22 protein-coding genes are annotated in these 24,117 nt (G+C 72.7%); 10 read left to right on the forward strand and 12 right to left on the reverse strand.

From position 1 onward, the window contains the following. Positions 1-2 precede the first annotated feature (2 nt). Positions 3-911 (reverse strand): LysR family transcriptional regulator, encoded by a 909-nt coding sequence (locus ACU436_RS16870; RefSeq protein WP_459026295.1) that lies wholly within the window; start codon positions 909-911, stop codon positions 3-5. An 84-nt stretch (positions 912-995) separates the two neighbouring features. Between ACU436_RS16870 and ACU436_RS16875 the strand changes: the two genes are divergently transcribed. From ACU436_RS16875 to ACU436_RS16885, 3 genes are read left to right on the forward strand one after another with little or no spacing between them, the layout of a single operon-like run. Continuing rightward, positions 996-1,817: an SDR family NAD(P)-dependent oxidoreductase gene (locus ACU436_RS16875; protein WP_459026297.1), complete on the forward strand. Its 822-nt coding sequence runs from the start codon at positions 996-998 to the stop codon at positions 1,815-1,817. Positions 1,818-1,851: 34 nt separating this feature from the next. Continuing rightward, on the forward strand, positions 1,852-2,319 hold the full coding sequence (locus ACU436_RS16880; protein WP_459026299.1) for a class I SAM-dependent methyltransferase: 468 nt from the start codon (positions 1,852-1,854) through the stop codon (positions 2,317-2,319). Between the two features lie 7 nt (positions 2,320-2,326). Then, on the forward strand, positions 2,327-2,806 hold the full coding sequence (locus tag ACU436_RS16885; protein ID WP_459026301.1) for a cupin domain-containing protein: 480 nt from the start codon (positions 2,327-2,329) through the stop codon (positions 2,804-2,806). 122 nt (positions 2,807-2,928) lie between these two features. On the opposite strand, the gene ACU436_RS16890 is transcribed toward ACU436_RS16885, so the two are convergent. Continuing rightward, a complete protein-coding gene (locus ACU436_RS16890; RefSeq protein WP_459026303.1) occupies positions 2,929-3,891 on the reverse strand; it encodes an aldo/keto reductase in 963 nt (320 codons plus the stop codon). Positions 3,892-4,000: 109 nt separating this feature from the next. Here ACU436_RS16890 and pdxA point away from each other — a divergent pair, with 109 nt between their 5' ends. Then, positions 4,001-6,181, forward strand: coding sequence for a 4-hydroxythreonine-4-phosphate dehydrogenase PdxA (gene pdxA / locus ACU436_RS16895; protein WP_459026304.1), 2,181 nt, complete (start codon positions 4,001-4,003; stop codon positions 6,179-6,181). A 4-nt stretch (positions 6,182-6,185) separates the two neighbouring features. Beyond that, positions 6,186-6,953, forward strand: a complete 768-nt coding sequence (locus tag ACU436_RS16900; RefSeq protein WP_459026306.1) for a DeoR/GlpR family DNA-binding transcription regulator — start codon at positions 6,186-6,188, stop codon at positions 6,951-6,953. A gap of 10 nt (positions 6,954-6,963) precedes the next feature. Here ACU436_RS16900 and ACU436_RS16905 read toward each other — a convergent pair whose 3' ends face one another. Next, positions 6,964-7,431: a hypothetical protein gene (locus ACU436_RS16905; RefSeq protein ID WP_459026307.1), complete on the reverse strand. Its 468-nt coding sequence runs from the start codon at positions 7,429-7,431 to the stop codon at positions 6,964-6,966. 360 nt (positions 7,432-7,791) lie between these two features. On the opposite strand from ACU436_RS16905, the gene ACU436_RS16910 reads away from it, so the two are divergent. Beyond that, positions 7,792-9,216, forward strand: coding sequence for an outer membrane protein assembly factor BamB family protein (locus ACU436_RS16910; protein WP_459026309.1), 1,425 nt, complete (start codon positions 7,792-7,794; stop codon positions 9,214-9,216). A 372-nt stretch (positions 9,217-9,588) separates the two neighbouring features. Here the strand turns inward: ACU436_RS16910 and ACU436_RS16915 are convergent, their stop codons facing one another. Together ACU436_RS16915 and ACU436_RS16920 are read right to left on the reverse strand one after the other, a co-directional pair. Beyond that, a complete protein-coding gene (locus tag ACU436_RS16915; RefSeq protein WP_459026310.1) occupies positions 9,589-10,353 on the reverse strand; it encodes an isocitrate lyase/PEP mutase family protein in 765 nt (254 codons plus the stop codon). Beyond that, a complete protein-coding gene (locus ACU436_RS16920; RefSeq protein WP_459026311.1) occupies positions 10,350-10,847 on the reverse strand; it encodes a carboxymuconolactone decarboxylase family protein in 498 nt (165 codons plus the stop codon). The genes ACU436_RS16915 and ACU436_RS16920 overlap by 4 nt, the downstream gene beginning before the upstream one ends. A 47-nt stretch (positions 10,848-10,894) precedes the next feature. Here ACU436_RS16920 and pdxR point away from each other — a divergent pair, with 47 nt between their 5' ends. Next, positions 10,895-12,322 carry a MocR-like pyridoxine biosynthesis transcription factor PdxR gene (gene pdxR, locus ACU436_RS16925; protein WP_459026312.1) on the forward strand — a complete coding sequence of 476 codons (1,428 nt, stop codon included), beginning with the start codon at positions 10,895-10,897 and terminating at the stop codon, positions 12,320-12,322. On the opposite strand, the gene ACU436_RS16930 is transcribed toward pdxR, so the two are convergent. After that, positions 12,315-13,124: an MBL fold metallo-hydrolase gene (locus ACU436_RS16930; protein ID WP_459026313.1), complete on the reverse strand. Its 810-nt coding sequence runs from the start codon at positions 13,122-13,124 to the stop codon at positions 12,315-12,317. The two genes, pdxR and ACU436_RS16930, sit on opposite strands and share 8 nt — an antisense overlap. 101 nt (positions 13,125-13,225) lie before the next feature. Between ACU436_RS16930 and ACU436_RS16935 the strand changes: the two genes are divergently transcribed. Next, positions 13,226-14,275 carry a LacI family DNA-binding transcriptional regulator gene (locus ACU436_RS16935; protein WP_459026315.1) on the forward strand — a complete coding sequence of 350 codons (1,050 nt, stop codon included), beginning with the start codon at positions 13,226-13,228 and terminating at the stop codon, positions 14,273-14,275. A gap of 196 nt (positions 14,276-14,471) precedes the next feature. Here the strand turns inward: ACU436_RS16935 and ACU436_RS16940 are convergent, their stop codons facing one another. From ACU436_RS16940 to ACU436_RS16950, 3 genes are read right to left on the reverse strand one after another with little or no spacing between them, the layout of a single operon-like run. Beyond that, on the reverse strand, positions 14,472-15,647 hold the full coding sequence (locus tag ACU436_RS16940; protein WP_459026316.1) for a glycosyltransferase family 4 protein: 1,176 nt from the start codon (positions 15,645-15,647) through the stop codon (positions 14,472-14,474). Position 15,648: 1 nt separating this feature from the next. Next, positions 15,649-16,896: a lipid II:glycine glycyltransferase FemX gene (locus ACU436_RS16945; protein WP_459026317.1), complete on the reverse strand. Its 1,248-nt coding sequence runs from the start codon at positions 16,894-16,896 to the stop codon at positions 15,649-15,651. Positions 16,897-16,899: 3 nt separating this feature from the next. Beyond that, positions 16,900-17,796 carry a hypothetical protein gene (locus ACU436_RS16950; protein WP_459026318.1) on the reverse strand — a complete coding sequence of 299 codons (897 nt, stop codon included), beginning with the start codon at positions 17,794-17,796 and terminating at the stop codon, positions 16,900-16,902. A gap of 352 nt (positions 17,797-18,148) precedes the next feature. Between ACU436_RS16950 and ACU436_RS16955 the strand changes: the two genes are divergently transcribed. After that, a complete protein-coding gene (locus tag ACU436_RS16955; protein WP_459026320.1) occupies positions 18,149-19,555 on the forward strand; it encodes a selenium-binding protein SBP56-related protein in 1,407 nt (468 codons plus the stop codon). Positions 19,556-19,931: 376 nt separating this feature from the next. Here the strand turns inward: ACU436_RS16955 and ACU436_RS16960 are convergent, their stop codons facing one another. Together ACU436_RS16960 and ACU436_RS16965 are read right to left on the reverse strand one after the other, a co-directional pair. Next, positions 19,932-20,345, reverse strand: coding sequence for a LysR family transcriptional regulator substrate-binding protein (locus ACU436_RS16960; protein WP_459027020.1), 414 nt, complete (start codon positions 20,343-20,345; stop codon positions 19,932-19,934). A 22-nt stretch (positions 20,346-20,367) separates the two neighbouring features. After that, entirely contained in the window at positions 20,368-21,117 is a 750-nt protein-coding gene (locus ACU436_RS16965) for a polysaccharide lyase family 7 protein (RefSeq protein WP_459026322.1), read from the reverse strand. Positions 21,118-21,269: 152 nt separating this feature from the next. Between ACU436_RS16965 and ACU436_RS16970 the strand changes: the two genes are divergently transcribed. After that, positions 21,270-22,073, forward strand: coding sequence for a class I SAM-dependent methyltransferase (locus ACU436_RS16970; protein ID WP_459026324.1), 804 nt, complete (start codon positions 21,270-21,272; stop codon positions 22,071-22,073). Between the two features lie 935 nt (positions 22,074-23,008). Here ACU436_RS16970 and ACU436_RS16975 read toward each other — a convergent pair. Further along, positions 23,009-23,920, reverse strand: a complete 912-nt coding sequence (locus ACU436_RS16975; RefSeq protein ID WP_459027022.1) for an NmrA family NAD(P)-binding protein — start codon at positions 23,918-23,920, stop codon at positions 23,009-23,011. Between the last annotated feature and the right edge of the window lie 197 nt (positions 23,921-24,117).

Consider the following 24,117-nt stretch of genomic DNA (forward strand, 5'->3'; position numbering starts at 1 on the left):
GCTCACCCCACCATCCGCGCCGTCTCCACGCGCAGGGCCTGGACCACCGCGCGCGCAGCCGGCGACGGCGACTCCGCGGTGACGATCTCGAGCGACCCGTGGGAGCTCGTGACCGGATCGTCGACCGGGAGCCACCGCACGCCGTGCGGGACCGATTCCGCCGCGAGCCCCGGCACGCGGGTGATCCCCAGGCCGGCGGCGACCAGCCCGAACCGGGTGGCCCAGTTCCGCACCTCGTGGCCGATCCGGGGCCCGTCGAGCCCCGGCCACGGCCCGAACTGCGGCTCGCCCGCCGGGCCCGACCCGACGATCCAGGTCTCCTCGGCGAGGTCGGCGACGGTGACGGCGTCCCGGTCCGCCAGCCGGTGGCCGGCCGCCACGCCGATCCCGGGGCCGCGCGGGATCGTCACCGCCTCGTGCCGCAGCCCGGCCAGGTCCCGCTCCGGCACCATGTCCACCGTCGCGACCAGCGCGACCTCGATCCGCCCGGCGCGCAACCGGCGCAGCTGGACCGGGCTCGCCGCCTCCTGCAGATCGACCTGGAGGTCGGGGTGCCGCTGCCCGAGCAGGGCGATCGCGCGGGGCAGCAGGACCGCCGCGGCGGCCGGGAAACCCGAGACCACCAGGCGACCGGCCAGCCGGTCGCGCACCCCGGAAATCTCCTCCAGCGCGCCGTCGACCTCACCGAGGACCCGTGCCGCGCGCCGGGCCACGACCTCGCCCGCCGCCGTCGGCCGCACGCCCCGGGCGAGGCGCTCGAACAGGGTGGCGCCCGCGGCCGACTCCATGGCACCGACCTGACGGGACACCGCGGACTGCGTGTAGCCCAGGGAGACCGCCGCGGCGCTGAACGAGCCCTGCCGCGCGACCTCGAGAACGACGCGGAGCCCGACGAGCGTCATCTCGGCCATAGACCCAATAGTATGCGGATCGCTCATGCCTAGTGTGCACAACAGTAGCTTGTCGCACACGTCGGGGCGACGGAGGCTGGGCGCATGGCAACGAACGAGAAGGTCTGGTTCATCACCGGCGCGTCCCGCGGCTTCGGCCGCATCTGGACGGAGGCGGCACTGCGGCGCGGGGACCGGGTCGCCGCGTCCGCGCGCGATCCCCGCTCCCTCGACGACCTCGTCGCGACCCACGGCGACGCCCTGCTGCCGCTGCGCCTCGACGTGACCGACCGGAACGCGGTGTTCGAGGCGGTCCGCCGGGCCACCGAGACGTTCGGCCGGCTGGACGTGGTGGTGAACAACGCGGGCTACGGGCACTTCGGCGCCGTCGAGGAGCTCACCGAGGCCGAGATCCGCGACCAGATGGAGACGAACTTCTTCGGCGCGCTCTGGGTCCTGCAGGCCGCGCTGCCGATCATGCGCGGGCAGGGCTCCGGACACCTGGTGAACGTCTCGAGCGAGGGCGGGGTCCGGACCTACTCCGGCGTCGGCGCCTACCACGCGTCGAAGTGGGCGCTGGAAGGGCTGGGCGAGGCCCTCTCCAAGGAAGTGCGCGACCTCGGGATCCGGGTGACCAACGTCGAGCCCGGCCCGTACGGCACGGGCTGGCTGGAAGCCGGCCGCCGCAGCACGCCCATCGCCGCCTACGACCGGATCCGGCCCGACGCCGAGTCCTTCGAGCGTGGCGATCCGGCGGCCACGGCCCCGGCGTTGTTCGCCGTGGTCGACGCCGAGGAGCCGCCGCTGCGGGTCTTCTTCGGCAGGTCCTTCGAGCCGGTGCGCGCGGAGCACCTGGCGCGGATCGCCGAATGGGAGCGCTGGCAGGGCGTCGCGCTGGCGGCGTTCGGGCAGGTCGCCGCGGCTTGACTTCATGTGCACCTGAAGCCGTTGGCCGGCGCTCATGACGACAACCGTCAAGCGGCGCCTGATCGGCAAGCTCGTGGGGCAGTTCCACCATCCCCGCGGCATCACCGGAGGGGTGGTCGGTCGGGTCATGGCCCATCGCCGCTCGAACGTGGAGCGCAACCGGCGGGTGGTGTCGCTGCTCGACGTGCAGCCCGCGGAGCGCGTGCTCGAGATCGGCTTCGGTCCCGGCATCGCCGTCGCCGCCCGTGTGACCCGTGGGCAGGTGTACGGCATCGACCACTCCGAGGTCATGGTCCGGCAGGCCGGCCGGCGCAACGCCGCCGCCGTCCGCGAGGGGCGCGTGCACCTCACGCACGCCGGCGTGGACCGGCGCGCCACCACGGCGCAGGCCGTGGCGGATCTCCGGGACCTGCTCGTCCGTGCGGGCTACACCGACCTGCGCGTGGAGACGCTCGATCTGGACCCGCCGGTCGGCTGCGTCGTGGCCCTGAAGGGTGGATGATCGGGCGATGCTCACCGGTGACGAGATCGTGCTCGGCCCGCTGCCCAAGGGCATCACCCTCGCCGGGGAGGGGGTGCGCAAGACGGTCTGGAACATCCTCGGCCACACCTACTGGCCGAAGGCCGTGAGCGACTCCAGCTTCGCGTTCGAGACCTACGACCCGCCGGGCACCGGCGTGCCGCCCCACGTCCACCCCCTCCAGGACGAGCACATCTACATCCTGGAGGGCGTGTTCACGCTGTACCTGGACGGCGAGTGGACGACGGCCGGGCCGGGCGACACCGTGCTCATGCCGCGCAACCTGCCGCACGCCTACTACAACCGGGGCGAGGCACCCACCCGCGGCCTGTTCTGGGTGAGCCCCGCCGGGAGGCTCGCGGCGCTGTTCGACCAGCTGCACGACCTCACCGACCCCGAGGAGGTCGTGCGCCGCTCGGCCGAGCACGACGTGAACTTCCTGCCGCCGGGCTCGGTCGAGGGAGCCTGACGGGGAGCCGCCGCAGCTGGTGCGAACGGCACCCTCGCTCGCTAGGTGCGAGCGATCGTGCCGTTCGGCCCACGTGCCCGGCGACCCCGCGGGCTGCGGTCAGGTGGTCTCCGGCGATTCCTTCAGCGGTTGTAGGCGGGGACGGGGCCGCGCAGGTCGGCCCACACCTCGTCGCAGCGGGCGACGAGGTCCGCGTCGACGGGGCCGCGTTCGGCGGCCTCGACGTTGCGCTGCAACTGCTCGACGCTCGACGCGCCGACGAGTACGGCGCCGACGGTCTCCCGGGTGAGCAGCCACCGCAGTGCCAGCTCCGGCAGCGGTAGCCCGGCGTCCTCGGCGATGCCGGCAAGCCGGCCGACGGCGTCGAACAGCACCGGGTTCCAGTAGCGCTTCCGGTACATCTCGGCGACCCTCGAGCTGCCGAAGCGGCCCTCGTCGGGGATCGCGTCGAAGCGGTGCCGGCCGGTGAGCAGGCCGCCGCCGAGTGGGTTGTAGACGATGTCGAAGAGCCCGGCGTGGGCGCTGAACTCGACGTACTCCTCCTCGATGCGGCGGGCGAGCAGGCTGTACAGCGGCTGGGAGAACACCGGCTGCGGTGTGTCGGTCTCGGCGGCAACGCGGCGCAGCTCGGCGATCTGCCACGCGGCGAAGTTGGAGACGCCGAGCGTGCCGACGGTCCCCGCCGCCACGAGCTCGGCGATCGCGGTGAGCGTCTCCGCGACCGGGGTGGCCCGATCGGGTTGGTGCAGGTAGTAGACGTCGACGCGGTCCAGGCCGAGCCGGGACAGGCTGCCCCGGATGCAGGCCCGGATCGCTTCGGCCGACAGCGGTGGCGCCCCGCCTGCGTCGGGGTGCGGGATGCCGACCTTGGTGGCGACGGCGAACCGTTCCGGGCGCAGCGTGCCGAGGATCTCCTCGCACCGCGAGCCCGCGTAGCCGTTGGCGGTGTCCAGCATGGTGATGCCGGCTTCCGCGGCGGCGTCGAGCATCCGGCCCGCGGTGGCGGCATCGACCGTGTCGCCGATGTTCATCGTGCCCAGCACCAGCCGGGACACCGAGAGGCCGGCCACCTCCGTGCTCTGCATGAAACCTCCTCGACGCCCGCGAATGCGTGATGTGCGCAATGCTACTGATCGGCTCGCGCGAACCGCGCATGTGGCGCATGATGGGACCCGGACCTGGGAGGGAGGACCGGTGCCGAGGACCACCGAGCTGTTCGTCGTCGCCGACGACCTGTCCGGCGCCGCGGAGACCGCCGCCGCGCTGGCCCGCCCGGGCGTCGGCGCGCGCGTCGTGCTCGCCGGGGGCGGGCGCCCGCTCCCGGTGGCGCCCGGCCTCACCGTGGTGGACCTCGACAGCCGCACCGCGACGCCGGCGGACGCGACCCGGGCCGTGCGCACCGCCCTCGGGTTCGCGCCGCCGTCGGCCCGGATCTTCAAGAAGATCGACTCGCTGCTCCGCGGCAACCTCGCGGCCGAGATCGGGGCGCTCGCGGCCGACCGGCCCGTGGTGCTCGCCGCGGCGCTGCCGGTGGCCGGGCGCACCGTTCGGGACGGGGTCGTGCGCCTTTCCGGGGTCCCGCTGCACGAGACCGACGCGTGGCGGATCGAGCCCCGGCCCGCCCCGCCGAGCGTCGCGGCCGCACTGGCCCCGCTGCGCACCACCGTGCTCGGCCTGGACGCCGGGTGGGGCGACCTCGCCCGGAACCTCGACGCGGCCCTGGAGCGGGCGCCCGTCGTGATCTGCGACGCCGCCACCGACGCCGACCTGGACGTCCTGGCCGCCGCGGCCCTCGCTCGGCCCGATGTCGCCCTGTCCGGGTCGGGCGGGTTCGCCGCCGCCGTCGGGCGAATGCTGGGCGGCCCGTCGCCGGAGGTCGGCGTTCGGCGCGCCGAGCGGCCCCCGTCGGTGCTCGTCGTGGTCGGCTCCGCCGCGGACGTCGCCGCCCGGCAGGTGGAGCGGCTGCTCGCCGGCGGGGCACGCGAGCTCCGGCTGCCGCTCGCCGGGGCGGCCCTCGGACCGGGGGTCACGGTCCTGCGCCCCGCCCCGCTCACCGGCCCCGACCCGCGGGCCGTCGTGGCCGAGCTCGCGCGCGCCGTCGTCGACCTCGACCCCGGCCCCGACGGCGCCGACCTCGTCCTCACGGGCGGGGAGACCGCCCGGCGGGTACTCGACGAGCTGGGGATCGACCAGCTCGAACCGCTCGCCCAGATCGGGCACGGCGCCGTCCGCAGCCGCACGGCGGACGGGCGCCACGTCGTCACCCGGCCCGGCAGCTTCGGCGGGGTCGATTCACTGCGCGACATCGTCGCGGAGCTGCAGTCCCGCACGCACGCACACCAGGAAGGCACCATGAGCGCCACCGCAACATCGAACGACACCCTGCCCCTCGTCGCCGTCACGATGGGGGACGGTGCGGGCGTCGGGCCGGAGGTGATCGTCCCGGCCGTCCTGGACCCCGGCACGCTCGCGCGCTGCCGTCCCGTCGTGATCGGCGACGCGGCCCGGCTCCGGACGGCCGCCGGGATCCTCGGCCGGGACGTGGAGATCGTCTCGATCGACGGGCCCGCGCAGGCCGGGTTCGGCGGCAGCCGGATCAACGTGATCGACCTGGGCCTGCTGCCGGAGGACCTGGCGTGGGGAGGTGTGTCGGCCGTCGCGGGCGAGGCCGCCTACCAGTACATCCGGGTGGCGGCGGAGCTCGCGGTGGCGGGCGAGGTGCAGGCCATCTGCACCGCGCCGCTCAACAAGGAGGCGCTGCACGCCGCGGGGCACCGCTTCCCCGGCCACACCGAGCTGCTCGCCCACCTCACCGGCACCGAGGAGGTGTCGATGATGCTCTCCACACCGAAGGTGAAGGTCGTGCACGTCACCACGCACCTCGGCCTGATCGACGCCGTCGCGCGGATCGAGCCGGGCCTCGTCGAGCGCACGGTGCGGCGCGGGCACGATGCGCTCGTGCGTTCCGGCGTGGCCGACCCGAAGATCGGTGTCTGCGGCATCAACCCGCACGCGGGCGAGAACGGCCTCTTCGGCCACGGCGAGGAGGAGGAGAAGATCGTCCCGGCGCTGGAGGTGTTGCAGGCCGACGGCATCGACGCCCGCGGCCCGCTCCCGGCCGACACGGCGTTCTTCCTGGCCGGGCGCGGCGACTACGACCTGATCGTCGCGATGTACCACGACCAGGGGCACGCGCCGGTCAAGGTGCTGGGCATCGAGGCCGGCGTCAACATCACGGTCGGGCTCCCGGTGATCCGCACCTCGGTCGACCACGGCACCGCCTTCGACATCGCCGGAACGGGTGCGGCCGAGCCCGGCAGCATGGTCGAGGCGCTGCGCCAGGCCGCCGAGCTGTCGTCGCGGCCGATGGCCTGACGCCGTGCCGGCACGCGGATCGCAGCGGCGCCGCGACGAGATCGTCCGGCTCGCCACCACATCGGGTCTGGCCAGCGTCGACGAGCTTTCACAGGCGTTCGGGGTCACGGCCTCGACGATCCGGCGCGACCTCGCCCTGCTGACCACCGCGGGCCGGCTCGCCCGCACCTACGGCGGCGCCATGGCGCTCCCCGCGCACCCCGAGACGTCGCTGCGGCAGCGGACCGGCGAGGCCTTCGCCGCCAAGCGGGCGATCGCACGGGTGGCCGCCGCCGAGGTCGGCCCGGGCGAGACGGTGCTCCTGGACGCGGGATCGACGGTCGGGGCGCTCGCCCACGAGCTGCGGACGGTGCCCGGCCTCACGGTCGTCACGGTCGGGCTGACCGTCCTGCAGGAGCTCAGCGACGCCGAGGCGGTCACCGTCCACTGCCTCGGCGGCACCCTGCGGCCGCTCAGCGAGGGCTTCGTCGGCCCCATCGCCGAGACGGCCCTGGAGCGGCTGACGTTCGACCGGGCCTTCCTCGGCGCCGACGGCGTCACCGCCGACGGCCTGTGCGAGGCCGACCTCGCCCAGACCCGGCTCAAGGAGCTCATGGCCCGCCGGGCCGCGGACGTCCACGTGCTCGCGCACGGGGCGAAGCTGGGGCGTCGCCCGTTCCACGCCTGGGCCCGGCTCGAACCCGGCTGGACGCTGGTCACGGATGCGAGCGCCGATCCGGCGGAGCTCGAGCGGCTCCGCGGCGCCGGGATCACGGTGGTGGTCGCGGACTGAGCCCGTCCGGTCACTCGACCAGGATCACGCCCATCCCCGTCCCCATCATCGCGGGCAGCAGCAGGAGGAAGTAGAAGACCACGGCCGGATAGGCGATGGCGCGCGCCACGCCCTTCGTCGCGCCCCGGCGTCGCAGATCGCGGTAGGAGGTCGCCGGTGCGGCCCCGGCGCCACCCGCCGGGGCGAGCAGCCACAGGAACGGCGCGGTGACGGTCAGACCGACGAGCAGCACGAGGATCGTCAGCACCGGCAGGCCGGCGTCGTTGATGATCGCTGCTGCCAGGCCGCAGAGCGCGAGGACCGCCACGAGCGCCAGGTAGCACCCGGTGATCACGACGAGCGCTCGCCAGACGCTCCCGCCCGCGGCCCGGGCGAGCCGGCGCAACAGGCGATCCTCCCGGCGGACGGCGACGTAGATGCCCCACCCGGTGCTGGCGAGCAGCAGCGTGACACGCAACCACATCGGCAACCGGATCATCCCCCCTCTGTCGACGCCCGGCGGGCTCATCGTGGCCGAGCCGGTGCGGGTCGCGCATCCGTAGGCCTACGGGCCCCAACCATCCGGTCAGATCAGTGATCTACGTGTCGGGGAGGGGATTCCATGGACGAGGGGACACGCTCGCAGGCGGCGCTGTGGGCCGGCGTCGGCGTACTGGTGACGGGCATCGGCGTGCTGGGTTACGCCCTGGTCGTCGCCGATGGTGTGTACCCGACGAGTGACGGCGGCGAGCCCTACACGACGGTGGTGCCGCAGTACCGGCCGGGGCCGGCGCCCCATCTTGCGGTCGGGTGTGGGGTGCTCGCACTGGTGGCGGTCGCGATCGTGGCGTGGGTCCTCGTGGTGGCGTGGCTGGGTTCGACGGGGAGGCTGACGGCGTACCCACGGCCTCGGTTCCTGGCACCGGCAGGCGTCTGGCTGTTCGCGATCGGGATCTTGGTGTCCTTCACCCATTGGGCGCAGGTCAGCGAGGCGCTGTTCCCCGGCGACCGTGCGTTGCTCCTGACGGCGGGGTGCGGGTTCGGGCTGCTGGGAACGGTGGTGGTGCAGGTCGCAGCGATGCAGCTGTGGTCGTTCGCGGCGGCGCCGCGGTCATGCTCGCGGCGGGAGTACGCGGCATTCGTCGGTGGCGTGATGGGGGTGGTCGTTGCGGCGGGCACCGTCGTCGCTGTTGCGGGCGAGCCGAGTCGGGTCGATGCGACGACCGCCGCGGTGGTGCAGGCGCCCGCGGTTCCTGCCGATCCGACCCGGGTGCTGTGGCGGTGGTCGGAGGGCGAGGACATCAACGGGGCCGTCGCTGCTGGTGCCGGCGTCGTCGTCGCCACCCGCGATGGCATCGTCGCGCTGGACGGCCGCACCGGTCAGGAGCGCTGGCACCACCGGCGGACCGGCACGCTGTACTACCCGGAACTGGTTGCCGTCGACGAGGGTCGCGGCGTGGTCGTGTCGTTCGACGGCCGGCTGCACGCCTTCGACGCGTTCACCGGGGAGCTGCGCTGGCGTGACGACGAAGCGACCGCGCAAACGGCACCGTGGTGGGACCCATGGATCGTTGCGACGGACTCGATCGTGGTGCGCCAACGCTACGAACCCATGCGGTTCGCCGGTACGGACGCGCGTACCGGTGAGATGAGATGGCAGTACACGCTGCCGTCCCGATGCGGCCTGGTCCACACCTTTGCCCTCGGCGACATGGTGATCCTCCAAAATCTCGATAACTGCACCGGTTTCGCGGAGTTCACCGCTCTCGACGGCGGGACCGGCGAGCTCCTCTGGCGCAAGTCGCCGCCCATCCACGTCGATGTCGGTGCCGGTACGGTCCAGCTCCCCGATGAGCCACTGCAGATCGACTGGCGAATCGGGCTGGAGCCGACGACTCAGGCCGATGCCGAGGTGCTGGCGTCCGATGCCGGCGAGGTGATCACGACCAGAAGATCGTTGTACGAGATCGGCGCTGCCGAACCCAGGTGGCAGCTGGCCGACGACTCGGTGACCGCGAAGGTCGGCGCCCATTGGGCCACGGTCGACTGGACGACGGCCGCGGCCACTTTCCACGGCGACGCCGCAGTCCTGTTGGACGTCCTGCCGGACTACGGGGGGCACCAGTACCGGCTCACGATCGTCGACCGGGCCGACGGCACCGTGCGGCGGTCGCTCGGAGATGCACTGCTCGCGGAGACCGGATCTTCGATACTCACGAAGGTTTTCCCCGCTCCGGGCGCCGTCGTCGTCAAAGGATCGGAAGAACTCGTGGCCTTCGGGTAGTACCGCAGCTGTGGATCGTGATGTCCGTGCGCGGGGGCGGGTCATGATCGGCAGAAACGGCCCGTGTCTGCGCGGAACCGCTGATCACGTTGTGGTGTGGGTGCGTTCCGCGGAACGCAGCGGGTGCCGCCCGGACGCCGGCATGATCCGAACTATCGGTTGCGCATGGCTGCGCTCACGACGATGAGCGCCCGATACCGTGGATCACGGGCGTGAAGATCGTCGGTATCGGTTGCCCATGGCTGCCGCCATGACCATGACGAACCGAAAACGGCGGATCATGCGCTTGGCGGATACGGAGGTGCTCGCCGCTCCAGGTGCCGTCGTCGTCAGAGGCTCGGGCGAGCTCGTTGCCTCCGGGTAGGACTGCCGTCAGGGGTACGGGCTGCCACCCGCCGCGATCGTGGCGAGGGCGGCCTGGAGGTGGCCCTGCAGCACCTGGAACAGTCCGGGCCCGTAGCTGACCCGCGCCACCCCGGCCTCCGCGAGCTCGCCGAGCGACGGCCCGCCGGGCAGGAAGGCGAGGTTGACGGGGACGCCGATCGCGTCGACGAGCTTCCGCACCTCCGCGAGGTCGAGGCGGTCGACGACGAGCGGGTACACGCAGTCCGCGCCCGCCTCGGCGTACGCCCGGCCCCGGTCGACGGCCTCGGCGACCCGGTCCTCGCGGGATCCCGAGCCGTGCAGGAAGGCGTCCACGCGCGCGTTGATCACGATGTCGGGGGCGGCCGCCCGGACGCCGGCGAGCAGCGCCGCCTGTTCCTCGACCGGCACCAGCTGCCCGGTCCGGGCGTCGGAGTCCTCCAGGTTGCAGCCGACCGCGTCGGCCGCGACCAGCCGGGCCGCGATCTCGGCCGCGGGGAGCCGGTAGCCGCGTTCGATGTCGGCGGTGACCGGGACGTCGACGGCGCGGGCGATCCGGGCGACGGCGGCGAACATCTCGTCCGGTGGGGTGGCCTCGTAGTCGTCGTGCCCGAGGGCCGGGGCCATGGCGGCGCTGGCGGTGGCGACGGCCGGGAATCCCGCCGCGACCACCGCGCGGGCCGTCGCGGCGTCCCACGCGTTCGGCAGGACCAGCGGCGTCCCCGGCACGTGCAGGGCGCGCAGCCGGGCGGCGCGTTCCGATGCCGTGCTCATGACATCTGTCCGGGCGTGTAGTGGCCGGGCGTCGCCCGCGCCGGGATCGCCACCCGGTTCCAGGTGTTGGCCATCGCGACCACCCAGACGAGCGCGACCAGCTCCTCCTCGGAGAAGTGCGCCTCGGCGGCGTCGAGCGCGCCCTCGATCGCGGCGTGGTCGAGTGCCGTGGCGGCCTCGGTGTACGCCAGCGCGGCCCGCTCGCGCGCGGTGAAGAACGGCGTGTCCCGCCAGGCGGCCAGCGCGTGCATCCGCTGGTGGCTCTCGCCGTCCGCCTCGGCGTCGAGGGTGTGCATGTCGATGCAGTACGCGCAGCCGTTGATCTGCGACGCGCGGATCTTCACCAGCTCCATCAGGGAGCGCTCCAGGTTCTGCTCCTCGGTGGCCCGGGTGAACCGCTGCATCGCCTGCATCACCGGCCCGGCGCCGTGCCGGCGCAGGTCGAACCTCGGCGGGATCGAGACGTTCGGGGCTGTTGTCGTTTCGGTTGTCACGGCGTCGACGCTAGAACCGATTGGCTCAGTGGGTATGGTCCAATACTGTGGCATCCGAGTGGACCAAACCGCGGAGCGGGCTCGACCTCCACCTCGGCTTCGACCCCGACGGCACCGACGGCCGCCGCGCGGGGCTGGAGGTGGCGCTGCGCTCGGCGATCCGGGACGGGCGGCTCGCGCCCGGTGCCCGGCTTCCGGCCACCAGGGCCCTCGCCGGTGAGCTCGGCGTGGCCCGGGGCACGGTCACGGCGGCGTACGGCCAGCTCGTCGCGGAGGGGTACCTGTCCGCGCGGCGGGGAGCCGGCACGGTGGTCGCCCCGGTGCCCTCCGCAAGCCGTGCCCCGCGCACGCCATTCGCCCCGCCGCCGGCGGTGCCGCGGGTCCGGCACGACCTCTCACCGGGGCAGCCGGACGTCTCGGCGTTCCCGGTGCAGGCCTGGCTGAACGCCGCGCGCACCGTGCTCCCACGCGTCGAGCCCGCGGCGTTCTCGCTCGGCGACCCGAGGGGGCGGCCGGAGCTGCGGACGGCGCTCGCCGAGTACCTGGGCCGCACCCGGGGTGTCATCGCCGACCCGGAGACCATCGTGGTGACGTCGGGCTACATGCAGGCGCTCGGGCTGGTCGCGCGGGTGCTCGCCGACCGGGGTTGCACGCGGATCGCGATGGAGGACCCGTGCGCACCGTTCCACCGGGAGGTGGTGCGCCGCTCCGGGCTCGACGTCCTGCCGCTCCCGGTCGACGACATCGGCGCCGTCGGCCGGGTGCCCGCCGGCACCGGCGCGGTCGTCCTGACACCAGCGCACCAGTCCACGCTCGGCGTCGTGCTCGGGCCCGCGCGGCGCCGCGCGCTGCTCGACTGGGCGGCGTCGACCGGTGGGCTGCTGCTGGAGGACGACTACGACGGCGAGCTGTCCTACGACGGGCAGCAGGTCGGCGCGCTGCAGGGCATGGCGCCCGAACACGTGGTGTACGCCGGGACCGCGTCCAAGACGCTCGGTCCGGCGGTCCGCCTCGGCTGGCTGGTGCTGCCCCGGGGGCTCGTGCCCGCGGTGGCGGAGGCGAAGTTCTACGCCGACGCCCAGACCGAGTCGATCGGCCAGCTCGTGCTGGCCGAGCTCATCCGCCGCCACGACTACGACCGGCACGTGCGCGCGCAGCGGCTGAAGTACCGGCGCCGCCGCCGGGAGCTGCTGCACCGGCTCGCGAGGGAGGTGCCGACGGTCCGGGTGCGCGGCGCCGCCGCCGGCGTCCAGGTGCTGCTGGAGCTCCCGCCCGCCGGACCGACCGAGGCGGAGGTCGTGGACATGGCCGCCGGGCGCGGCATCCGGATCGTCGCGCTGGGGCCGGGCTGGCACGCGGCTGCCGCGGGGCCCGGCGGCGTCCTGGTCGGCTACGCCACCCCCGCCGACCACGCGTGGTCGCCCGCCCTCGACGCCCTGATCGGCGTGCTCCGGTCCGCCCTCAGCCTCAGGTGAGGTGGTCGAAGTCGCCCCGCACCCAGCCGATGTAGCGGTCGGCCGACCGGCGCGTGGCCGCGCGGGCGTCCGTGTCGACCGTCTTGCCGAAGTTGTCGTAGAGACGGTCGAACGCGAGCCCCTCGACCCCGCGCGTGATCCGTTCCACCACGGCCGCCGAGAGCGGGATGCGGTTCGGGTAGCTGCGCATGAACGTCATCGTCGCCCGGTCCGGGTTGGCCTGGATGGTGTCGCCGCCCAGGAGCACGCCCTTGCCGCCCGCCCCGGCTTCCCACAGGACCACCGCGCTGCCCGGGAAGTGCCCGCCCAGCTGCAGCAGCGTGACCCCGGGCACGACCTCGAGGGTGCCCGACCACGTGCGGATCGCCGGGTCGGGCCGCGCCACCCACTTCTGGTCGGCCTCGGAGACGAGCACCGGGGCGTCGCCCAGCGCCCGGCTCCACTCCACCTGCACGCCGTACATGTGCGGGTGGCTGGCCACGATCGCCGCCACCTCGCCCAGCTCCCGGACCCTGCGGGCGGCGTCCTCGTCGACGTAGCCGACCATGTCCCAGATGACGTTGCCGGCGGGTGTGCGCACGAGGTGGGACTGCTGGCCGATCCCGAGCTTCGGCTCGACGGTGATGCCGTGGAGGTCCGGCTCCAGTTCCCGCAGGCGCACCGCGTGACCGGCGGCGGCGAGCTCGTCCAGCGTGGTCCAGTGCTGCCCGTCCGCGGGCACCCATTGGCGATCGTCGGCGCAGATGGCGCACACCTCGACCGCCTCGGCGTGCTCCACGGCGCACGTGCTGCAGATGTACACGGTTCGACCCCCTCGATCTTGTACTATCGTTTGTACAGTCACTGAACAGCAGGACGCGCGGTCGCGTCAAGGGCCGACGGCCGCGATCGGAGGAGTGCGAAGTGCCCGCCTCGCCACACCGCCGGGCGACGTTGAAGGACATCGCGGAGGCCGCGGACGTCTCGGTGACCACCGCCTCCCGTGCCCTGCACGGCGCGACCGGTGGCGCGCGGGCCCCGTCGGCGGACACCACCGCGCGGGTCCGGGCCGCCGCGGACCGGCTCGGGTACTCCCGGGACCAGCTGGCCAGCGGCCTGCGCACCCGGCGCAGCCGGCTGCTCGGGATGCTCGTCCCGCGCCTGTCCGACTACGTACTGGCCACGATCTACGAGGGCGTCGAGGAGGCCGCGCGGCTCGCCGGGTACCGGACGGTCGTCGCCAACACCTACGACGATCCGGACGAGCAGCGGGCCCGCGCCGAGGTCATGCTCGACCACCGCGTCGAGGGCCTGATCATCGGCGATGCGTCCGGGCGTGGCGACCTGCTCGCCGAGCTCGAGCGAAGGGACGTCCCGTTCGTGCTGGTCAGCAGGCGTACCGGCAGCTACCCGGCGGTGACAGGGGACGACCTCGCGGGCGGCCGCCTCGTCGCGGAGCACCTCCTCGACCGGGGCCACTCCCGGGTCGCCGTCCTCGCGGGCGAGCCCTACGCGAGCACCGGCAGCGAGCGGACCGCGGGGTTCCTGGAACGCTGGGCGGCCGCGGGCCGGACCGTGCCGGCCGACCGGGTCGTCCACGGGCCCTTCGACGCGGCCGGCGGGCGGCAGGCGATGCAACGGGTCCTGGACTCACCCGGCCCGCTGCCCACCGCGGTCTTCGCCGTGAACGACTTCGCCGCCATCGGCGCGATGGGGGCCCTGCGCGACGCCGGCCTGCGCGTCGGCCGGGACGTGGGGCTCGTCGGCTACAACGACGTGTCCCTCGCCGCGGAGCTGCCGATCCCCCTGAGCACGGTCGCCACCCCGAACATCGAGATGGGGCGCGGGGGAGTGGAGCTGCTCGTCGAGATCCTCGACGGCGGGCGGCCCGACCCGGTCCTGCTGCCCCCGCGGCTGCGCGTCCGCGCGTCGAGCGACACGCACGAATCCGTCGTCAACCGCGACCGGCGCTGACCGAGGTTCTCACTGTCCCGTCGCAGTTCGTGCCGGGTCCCAGCGTCCCGACGCTCCGCGCGGCGCGGGCCCTTCGCGATCAAGGCGAAATGGTTGCCAAATGATCTCCGGGAGCGACCATTTCCCCTTGATCACCCCTGCGGAGCAGCCATTTTCCCTTGACCGCTGCGACAAGCCGGGCCTTGTGGTCACCGCGCTAATCGTCGCCGAAGAAGACCCGGCTGATCACCGCCGGCGCGCTCAACCCGGACACGACCTCGGCGACCGTGGCGCGGTCGAGGGTGCGCGCGGCCCGCAGGCCGGCGGCGAGAGCGGCGGGGTCGCGGCCGTGCACGGAACCCGACTCGTTCGACCGCACCAGCCCGCCGGTGTCGGCGCCCTCGGTCACCACGGCCGGAAGCCCGGTGGCCAGTGCCTCGACCAGGACCCGCGGGTAGCCCTCGTAGCCGGCGTGCGAGGTCATGAGGAACACCCCGCACCGGCCTCGGAGCTCCGCGAGGTCCTCCGGGCGGAGCCGCCCCGGCATGGTGATCCGCTCTCGCACCTCGGCGGGCAGCGCGGCGACCTCCGCTTCGAGCTCGGCCCGCAATGATCCGTCCCCGACGAGCTGGAGCGTCCAGGGCTCCCCGGGATGGGCCTGCGCGAGGTGGGTGAACGCCCGGACCGCCAGGTGGGGATCCTTGGGCACCTCGAACCGGCCCGCCCACAGCACCGCGTACGGGTCGGGCGGATCGGGCTGGAACACGGTGATCGCGGGGTCGAACCAGGTCGGAGCGGACACGCTGCGCGGGTTCCACTGCCGCACCCGCTCGGCGTAGTCCGGGTTGAACACGATCACCCGCCGCGCCAGCCCCACCATCAACCGGTCGATCCGCTCGTAGAGCCGCCCACCGGCGAACCGCCAGAACGAGTCGGACGTCCGCCCGATGAGCCCGCGCTGCTGCGTGTGGATGCTGTAGACGAGCGGTGCCCGGAACAGCAGCCGCACGGCCATCGCGACGTCGACCCGGTGGGCCTGCACCAGCCGGGCGCCCGGGATCCGGGTTCGGTACCGGAGCAACCCGGCCACCAGGCGCACCGAGTGCGGGACACCCCGTTTGGGGCCGGTCGGGTCGAGACGGGCGACCGGCAGGAAGTACACCGTGCGGTCCCCACGCCGATGGGTCTCCCACCGGCCGAGTCGATGGCCGGCCGCCGGATTGCCGTAGTCGATCCCGACCAACGCCAGCTGCACGCCGGGCGGGCCGTACTCGAGCAGTCCACGGATGCAGGTGTCGATCCCGCCGATCGAGTAGGTGGGGTCGGTGTCGACCTGCTGGACGATCAGCCGATCGACCTCGCGCGGACGCTGGTCCCCGTCGACGGTCACCACGTCATTCGCCACCTTGCACACCGGCCTGTCGATCCTGCGCCCCGCCACGCAGCGCTGTCCTGGCCGCGTCGAGCAGCCGCTTCCCCCACGGGCCGCGGCGCAGCACGTCGTAACCCAGCCGGACGACCGGGGACGTGAGCATCTCCACCGCGGGCGGGTAGGTCCGTACCTCGCCACCGAACTTGGTCTTGAACTGGTCGGGGCCCGGCAGCTGCGCGGGAGGTGCGGCCGCCTGCAGCATCCGCGTCGACTCGGGACGCAGCCCGCCGAAGTCGTAGTAGCGGTAGCCGTTGGCCTTGGCCCAGCAGATCGCCTCCCAGATGATCGCGCTGGCGACGTTCAGCCGCGCGGCCCCCGGCGAGTCCCGATCGAACCCGGTGATCCGGCTCTTGAGCACACCCCCGCACCCGGTGAGCAGTTCCGCCGCGACCGGTGTCCCGTCCAGCTCGCCGATCAGGAGCACGACGTGGCCACCCGCATCCAGCTCCCGGTAGGTGGCCTCCAGGTAGCTCACCGGGAAAGGGGTGAAACGCTGGTAGCACGCGCTGCTCGCGGCCAGCCTCGCCAGCCTCGGGATGTCCCGCTCGTCGCCGACCCGCACCTTCACGCCGCGCTCCGGCCACCGCCGGGTCCAGGTGCGCAACCGCCGGTTCAGCCTCGACCGCAGCTCCTGCGCCGACGCGTTCAGGTCCACCCGCATCGTGGCGCCGGGCGCGATCGCCGCCGACGAGAACCGGAACCCGCGCTGCAACAGTCCGAGCGCGATCTGGTCACCGCCATCCGGTGGCTGCACGAACAGTGCCGTGTGCGCTCTGGCCACGCGGTCGAGCGCGGCGACCAACTCGTGGCGCACCGTCGCCCGGACGGGCTCGGCCCCGTCGGCCAGCAACGGCCCGTAGGGCAGGTAACCGATCCATCCGATCGGCCGGACCCGCCTGCGCAGCAGCAGCGCCCCACCCAGCACGCTCGCGCCGGACACGGCCAGCACGTACAGCGGCTCGTAGCCGGCCAACCGGCGAACGGCCGCCCACGCCGACAGCTGCGCGACGTCGCTGTTCGGGGTGCTGGTCACCAGCTCGTCCCACGAGGCGACGAGGTCCGCTTCCGGCGCGGCCGTCGTGATCACGGTCAGCTCGGCCGGCAGCCGGCGGCCCCGCACGTGATCAGCGGCTGCGCCTGCCGCTCCCGGAACCCCCTCAGCCGCCTCGACGCCGTCCGTGCCCGGCAGCTCGCCCAGCTCGTACGTCACCTGTCAGGACTTGTCTGGAACTCGAGCCGAAGGGTCGACCGTCGGATCGTTCCCCCCGACCGGGACCACCCCGAGGGGGGCGTCGGGGTCGATCCGGTAGCTCAGCACCCGCTTGTAGCCCTGCTTGTTCTGCAGCCCGCTCTTCCGCCACGCGGCGGTGAGCGCGGCCTTCGCCCAGAACGCCGGGCCGTCCAGCGAGCTGGACCGGGGGTTCCGGTGCGCGATGTTGCGCAGGATGCCGTTCCCGTAGTGCATGGCGTACGACCGGCGGACGTGGTCGGTCCAGTGCTCGGTGGTCAACGAGATGCTGAAGTCGTCGAGGTTCTGCACGCGGTGCGGGCCGTTGAGCGACCAGTGCACCATCTGGCCCGGCTCCAGGTCGTGGACCTCGGCGTAGTCGTCGTACCACGGCTCGTAGGGCAGGTCCTCCATGGCGAGGCTGCGCACGACGTTCTCCACGTCGGTCGGTGGCAGGAACGGCTCGGTGTTCGGGTAGATCCAGACCCGTTTGCGGCCCCGGACCTGCCACAGCGACTGGCCGGGCACGTCGAAGTGGTAGAACACCCGAGCGGTGGGCGACGAGATCAGCAGGCACATCTTGCGCTTGAACGTCGAGAAGCCGGGCATGGTGGCCTCGAGTTCCGCGTACATCTGGTGGAGCAGCTCGGCGAAGCGGGGGTCGGCCTTCTCGACGGCGATCATGTTGATCCAGACCCGTCCGCCGCGCACCGCGTCGAGCACCTTGGCGCCGGGCTGGCCGGCGCGGTCGACGTGGCCCCATGTGGAGACGTCGTCGCCCATGGTGTTGATGTCGAGGTCCTTCGGATCGATCTTCTCGATCAGCCCGGCGAGCGACTCGTCGGAGAAGAGGTCGTCCCGTTCGGCCAGTTTGTGGCGCAACTTGACCGTGTGATTGCCCCACAGCCTGATGTCACGATCCGAGATGGTGTCGAAAACTCGTGGCACGATGAATCCCCCCTGCACAAGCTCGGTGGCCTGCTCCCCGTGGTAGGCCCCCGTATGTCATCGGGTACGGCGGGAACGACGTTACAGATGCGAGCGCGTATTCGGACGAATGGCCGCTATCGGATGATAGCCACGGTCACCCTGGGTGTGTGCCGGGTGGAAATCGTGACGATCCGGATTGGTCAATCCATTTGGTCACCGCAGTTAGCCGAGCTCGGGATTCGGGCACCCACGACGAGCGGCCGCGTTCCCGGCCGTCGGTCACCGAGGGCAGAGGAGACCCGTCATGACCCAGCCGACCGTCGACCCGACCTTCTACCGTTCGGCGGCCGAGGCGGGCGCCGCCCCACCCGAGGAGCTCGCCTACGTCGTCGCGTTCGACCGGGCCGCGCAGGAGCACGACGCCATGACCGTCGTCGACGTGAACCCGGATTCCGGCAGCTACGGCCGGGTGATCGGCTGGACGGACGTCCCGGGCCTCGGCCACGAGCTGCACCACTTCGGCTGGAACGCGTGCTCGAGCGCGCTGCGGCACGAGGGCCACGGCCATGAGCTCGCGCGCCGGTACCTGCTAGTGCCGGGACTGCGGTCGTCGGACATCCACGTGCTGGACACCCAGCCCGACCCGCGCGCCCCGCGGATGATCCGGACGATCAGCGGGAAGGAGCTGTCCGACAAGGCCGGCTACTCGCGCCCGCACACGATGCACTGCGGTCCCGACGGCGTGTTCCTGACCTGCATCGGTGGGCCGGAGGGCAACGACGACGGCCCCGGCGGGATCGCGCTGCTCGACCACACCACGTTCGACGTCCTGCGCGCCTGGGAGACCGACCGCGGCCCGCAGCACTTCGCCTACGACGCCTGGTGGCACCTCAACCAGAACACGCTGGTCTCCAGCGAGTGGGGCAGCCCGTCGATGATCGAGAACGGCGTGGTCCCCGAACTGCTGCTGGGCAACCGGTACGGCCACTCCCTGCACTTCTGGGATCTCGCCGAGGGCCGGAACCTGCAGACCGTCGACCTGGGCGCGCAGCACCAGATGGTGCTGGAGGTGCGCCCGTCCCACGACCCGGAGGCGACCTGGGGCTTCGTCGGTGTCGTGATCTCCACCGAGGACCTGTCCGGCTCGATCTGGCGGTGGTTCCGCGACGGCGCCGAGTGGAAGGTCGAGAAGGTGATCACCGTTCCGGCCGAACCCGCCGACCCGGACCGGCTGCCGCCCGCGCTCACGCCGTTCGGCGCCGTGCCGCCGCTCATCACCGACATCGACCTCTCGGTGGACGACCGGTACCTCTACGTCTCCTGCTGGGGCACGGGGGAGATGAAGCAGTTCGACGTCTCGGACCCGGCGCAGCCGAGGCAGACGGCCTCCGTCCGGCTCGGGGGCATCGTCGACCGGGCCCCGCACCCCGCCCGGCCCGACCTGCCCCTCGCCGGCGGGCCGCAGATGGTCGAGGTCAGCCGCGACGGCCGCCGCGTCTACTTCACCAACTCGCTCTACGGCGCGTGGGACGACCAGTTCTACCCCGACGGCGTCGGCGCGTGGATGGCGAAGCTCGACGCCGACCCGGCCGGTGGCCTGTCCGTGGACGAGCGCTTCTTCCCGCACGGGGACGACTTCCGGGGCATGCGGCCGCACCAGATCCGCCTGCAGGGTGGCGACGCGTCCTCGGACTCCTACTGCTACCGCTGACCGGCAAGCAACCCCGGCCCGGCCGTCACACACCAACATGCGCGTTCACACACCAACTGCAGTTGCTGTGTGGGCGCCATTGTTGGTGTGTGAGCGGGCGGAGGCCTTCCCGTAGTTCTGGTCGCTGGGGCCTCCGGTGGCGCCGCGCACCGTGCGGTGCCGCCCCTCACGCCTCAAGGTTGCCTTCGGCGTCGCTGCGCGACCCTTGACCCGTGAACCTCTGCGCCCCCTAGCGGCATCCCCCCGGGGCCTGCCCTTCTTGGCGCGCGGCGCCACCGGAGGCGGTATCGCGGGCATGATCATTGCCTCGGTGCGAAAACGGTCGAATCTGGCACGAGAACGCGCCGAAGTCCCGATCACCGGGAGGCCCGTGGCGTCACACACCAACTTTGCGGCGCGTGCGCAGGCACACGGCGAACGCCTCGGTGAAGACGTCCGCGTCGAGGAGGCGGAGCATCCGCGTCCGGGGTTCGTCGACGTCCTCGACCTCCGTGCTGATGCCTACGCCGAACCCGGCGACGACGGCCTCCCGGACACCGCCGCGGTCCACCTCGAGCGTGACCTGCGGGACGATCCCCCGTTCCTCCAGGGCGCGCTCCAGCACGAGCCGGCTGGTGGAGCCCGGTTCGCGCTTGACGAGCGACTCGTCGGCCAGCTCGTCGGGCTCGATGCCGTCGCGCCCCGCCCAGCGGTGATCGTCTCGGCAGCACAGCACCACCCGCTGCTTGCTCGACGGCAGGGCCGCGAGGCGGGTGTCGAGGGTCGTCTGGCCGACGATGCCGACGTCGATGCGCTGCTCGACGAGGCCCCGCTCAGGGCGTGTGCTGCACGTCCAGCGCGTAGATGACCACCTCGCCGGCCGCCTCCGGGGCCTCGCCCCGTTCGGGGTTGGACTGGGTGTAGGTGCCGGCCTTGAAGTACCACCCGTCGCCCGCGAGGGGGATGTCGCCGGCCTGCTTGCCGTTGTACGAGACCTGCACGTGACCGCCCGCGGCCGCGATCTGCAGGTCGTAGGGGGTGCCCAGCTGGTACTGCGGGTCGAGCGTGAACTCGCCCTCACCGTCGTCGTACTCGACGAAGAGGTGCGTGCCCTCCAGCCGCACCATGACGATGTCGTCCTCGGCGTCGTGGATCTGGGCCGCGACGACGTGCGGCTTGACGTCCGGCACCCGGGTGATCGCCTCGCGGAGGGTCATCGTGTGGGTGCCGGTGCGGTTGGACCAGCTCGCCAGCTCGCCACCGTCCAGCTCCCGCAGCTCGCAGCGCGGGTAGCTGCTGTTCTCGGTCGTGAACCCGCCCGCGTTGGCGGTGAACACCACCCCGTCGCGCGTGTCGTCGAGCCGGAAGAAGTCGTCGCTGAACGAGATCAGCTGTGGTGGGTGGATCTCTTGCGGCTCATCCCCGGAGCCGGTGGGCAGGGTCAGCTTCCAGTTCGCGAGGTTCAGCACGTCGCCCGGCACCGCCGGCGCGCTTGGGGGTGCGGGTACCGGGGGCGGCGGGGCGGGAGCCGGCTCGGGGGCACCGCATGCGGCGAGCGCCACGAGGAGCGTCGAACCGACCACGATCAGAGGATCTCGGAAACGCGACATCGGGCGCTGTCTCCCGTCTCGAACCACTCGCCGTTGGCCCACCGAGCGTAGCGAGGGGAGCACCCGGGGAAAGCGCTGCCGAGCACTGCCACCCGAGTGGGTGGCGATCATGGGAGGGTCTCGGGATGGATCGACGTGATCTCGGTCGGGTGTTCGACGACGTGCCGGAGCTCTACGACCGGGTCCGGCCGGGATACCCCGACGAGCTGTTCACCGACCTCGCCACGATCACCGGCATCGACGGGCGGACACCGGTGCTCGAGGTGGGGTGCGGCACCGGCCAGGCGACCCGCTCACTGGCCGCGCTCGGGTGCCCGGTGACGGCCGTGGAGCCGGGCGCGGGCATGGCCGCACTCGCCCGCCGCCGGGTCGCCGCCTTCCCCGACGTCGACGTCGAGACGTCGACGTTCGAGGAGTGGAACGACCGCGGCCGGCGCTTCGACGCCCTCGTGGCGGCGACGTCGTGGCACTGGGTCGACCCGTCGGTCGGCTGGCGGCGGGCGCACGACGTGCTCCGCCCCGGGGGGTGGATCGCCCTGCTCGGCAACCTCGTCGTCCGCCGGCCCGGCGAGCCCGAGGTGTACGCCGAGACCGCCGACCTGCACGAGCGCTTCTCGCCCGGGAACCCCGACTGGGGCCATCCACCGCTCGAGGACGAGGTGCGCGCCACCGACGGTGGCTGGGGAACCGCCGAGGGCCCCGGCGACCTGTTCGGCCCGCCCGTCGTGCGCTGGTACCCGACCGTCCAACGGTTCGACGGGGCCGGCTTCGCCGACCTCCTCCGCTCGCTCTCGCTGTACCGGAAGCTCGACCCCGACGTCCGCGAGCCCCTGCTCGACGCGATCGCCGAGCGCATCCGCACGCGGATGGGCGACCGGGCGCCCCGCCGCTACCTCAGCGTCCTGCGGGTCGGGCGGCGCGCCGGGTGAGCGCGCGTCACGGGAGCAGGTGCAGGAGCGACCCTGCGGGCTGGTGCAGCCCGTTGATCGCCGATCAAGGGGAGATGGTGGGCGAACGATCTTCCGGACCGGTCATCAGGTGGATGCCCGGTGGGGCGCACGGTGCCACCGGAGTCTGGTCTCCCAGACACGATCGTTGTTTCGGTGCACGAGCGGGCAAAGCCCCACGTTCGAGCCGACCAGGCCGCAGCAGTCGATGCCGCGCCGGTTACGACCACTCGGGGTCGGTTCCGCGGGACGCACCCGGACTCTCGCCGACGCCGTGATGCGTGTGGGACGGGACCACTGGATAGTCCGCACGCGCCCGGCAGCAACGGGCTCGTCCAGAACCGGCGTGGCCCGCGTCGGGGACGGCCGCCAGCGCAACCCCAGGATCCGGTAGTGCACCCAACCCAGCCACCCGCCCGAGGCGAAGGAGCCGGCGAACCGGCGCGCCCACCGCGGCGGACCCCGCGGGAGAATCGCCTGCACCGGGCAGCGGTGCGACCCGTGATCGATGCGAGCAGCACCCGGCTGTGGCCGTGGCCACGCTGAGGTGCGACTCCGGGCGCATGATCGGCCCGAGCAGCACACCAGCGCGACGACCGCGACCGTGAGGTACTGCTCGGCGCGGCCGGCGACCGGGGTGCCGCCCCCGATGCGGCAACACCCTCAACAGGCCTGCGAACGTGCCGAATCGCCGATCATGGGGGAGGTGCAGCCTGTTGGTCGTCCAGGCGCAGGCCGGCTCCGCGGCGAGCGCGGCCGGGTCACCCCGATCGGCCCGGACGAAGCGGGCCCCCGCCCGATCGGCGGGACGGTGGCCGCGCTCGCGGCCGGTGACGGTCACGCCCCAGCCGTCGGCGAGCGCGGGTCAGCTCCTTCACCAGCAGCCGCGGACGCGCGGCCTCCCATTCGGCCGGGGTTCAGGGCGTGGCGGGTTCGAAGGCGGCGCGGTTGTCGCGGATGAATGCCTCGAGGGATTGTGGTGGCGCGTCGCCGATCGTTTCGACGACGTCGGTGGCCATGTCCTGTTCACCGTGTTCGTGGGTTTCGGCTACCCGGCAGAGGTGCTCGACCAGGTATGGGGAGATCCCCTCGACCCGGGACAGGGCCTGCCGCCAGTTCTGGGCAGGAACGTCGACGTACTGTATCGGGCGGCCGAGTACGCGGCTGAAGGTGCGGGCCTGTTCGGTCATGGACAGTGACACGGGGCCGGTCGGCATGTAGATCTTGCCGTGGTGCGGGGCCGGGTCGGTCAGGATCTCGACGGCCACGCGGGCGAGGTCTTCGCCGGCGATCGGGGCATGCCTGCCCTCGCCGTAGGGCAGGTAGATCTTGCCGTCGGTTCGGATCGTTGCCGGGTTGGCGATGGTGAGCAGGTTCTCCAGGAAGTACGGCGGGCGCAGGTGGGTGACGCCGATGCCGGACCAGTCGAGTACGCGCTCGGCCAGCCAGTGTCCGCGGGCCGCCGGGCTGGCGTGATCCGGGCGGGCGGTCATCTGGGACATGTTCACGATCGACTCGACGCCGGTCTGTCTTCCGGCGGCGGCGAAGGTTGTCGTCGCCGCGAGGAGGCTGTCGGCGAGCGGATAGGTGAAATAGGCGCGTCGCACGCCTTCGAGAGCGGCGCGCGCGGTGTCGAAGTCGCCGACGTCACCGACAACGATCTGCGCGCCCAGCGCCTCGAGCGCGGCCGAGCGGTCGTCGTCGTGATGGACGAACGCTCGAACGGACAGCCCTTTTCCCAGCAGCGCTCGGGCAACGTGGTTGCCCGTCGCCCCGTGGCTCCCGCCTGCACCGGCAATCAGGAACACCGTCGAACTCGACTCGCTCATCACGGCATCGCACCTTTCACTTCGATCGATTGTTCGATCACCACGGTCCTGCTCGCCCGGGACCGGGTATCGCTTCTTCCGACGCCCGCCGGTAGCCGGGATCGACAGCGGGCGCGGAGAATCTCGGTGCGGCGTCGGTGTCGATACGGTCGCGGGTCGCGCGTCGAGGTGGGTGGAGGGTCCGAGTGGCGGGCCCA

It is taken from the genome of Pseudonocardia wallangbongensis (assembly GCF_054486945.1).

What these genes read in the sequence shown, in the direction of transcription:
- ACU436_RS16875 (WP_459026297.1), top strand. Translation starts at nt 996, where the DNA reads ATGGCAACGAACGAGAAGGTCTGGTTCATCACCGGCGCGTCCCGCGGC.
- ACU436_RS16970 (WP_459026324.1), top strand. Translation starts at nt 21,270, where the DNA reads ATGGATCGACGTGATCTCGGTCGGGTGTTCGACGACGTGCCGGAGCTC.
- ACU436_RS16975 (WP_459027022.1), bottom strand. Translation starts at nt 23,920, where the DNA reads ATGAGCGAGTCGAGTTCGACGGTGTTCCTGATTGCCGGTGCAGGCGGG.
- ACU436_RS16885 (WP_459026301.1), top strand. Translation starts at nt 2,327, where the DNA reads ATGCTCACCGGTGACGAGATCGTGCTCGGCCCGCTGCCCAAGGGCATC.
- ACU436_RS16890 (WP_459026303.1), bottom strand. Translation starts at nt 3,891, where the DNA reads ATGCAGAGCACGGAGGTGGCCGGCCTCTCGGTGTCCCGGCTGGTGCTG.
- ACU436_RS16915 (WP_459026310.1), bottom strand. Translation starts at nt 10,353, where the DNA reads ATGAGCACGGCATCGGAACGCGCCGCCCGGCTGCGCGCCCTGCACGTG.
- ACU436_RS16905 (WP_459026307.1), bottom strand. Translation starts at nt 7,431, where the DNA reads ATGATCCGGTTGCCGATGTGGTTGCGTGTCACGCTGCTGCTCGCCAGC.
- ACU436_RS16880 (WP_459026299.1), top strand. Translation starts at nt 1,852, where the DNA reads ATGACGACAACCGTCAAGCGGCGCCTGATCGGCAAGCTCGTGGGGCAG.
- ACU436_RS16870 (WP_459026295.1), bottom strand. Translation starts at nt 911, where the DNA reads ATGGCCGAGATGACGCTCGTCGGGCTCCGCGTCGTTCTCGAGGTCGCG.
- ACU436_RS16955 (WP_459026320.1), top strand. Translation starts at nt 18,149, where the DNA reads ATGACCCAGCCGACCGTCGACCCGACCTTCTACCGTTCGGCGGCCGAG.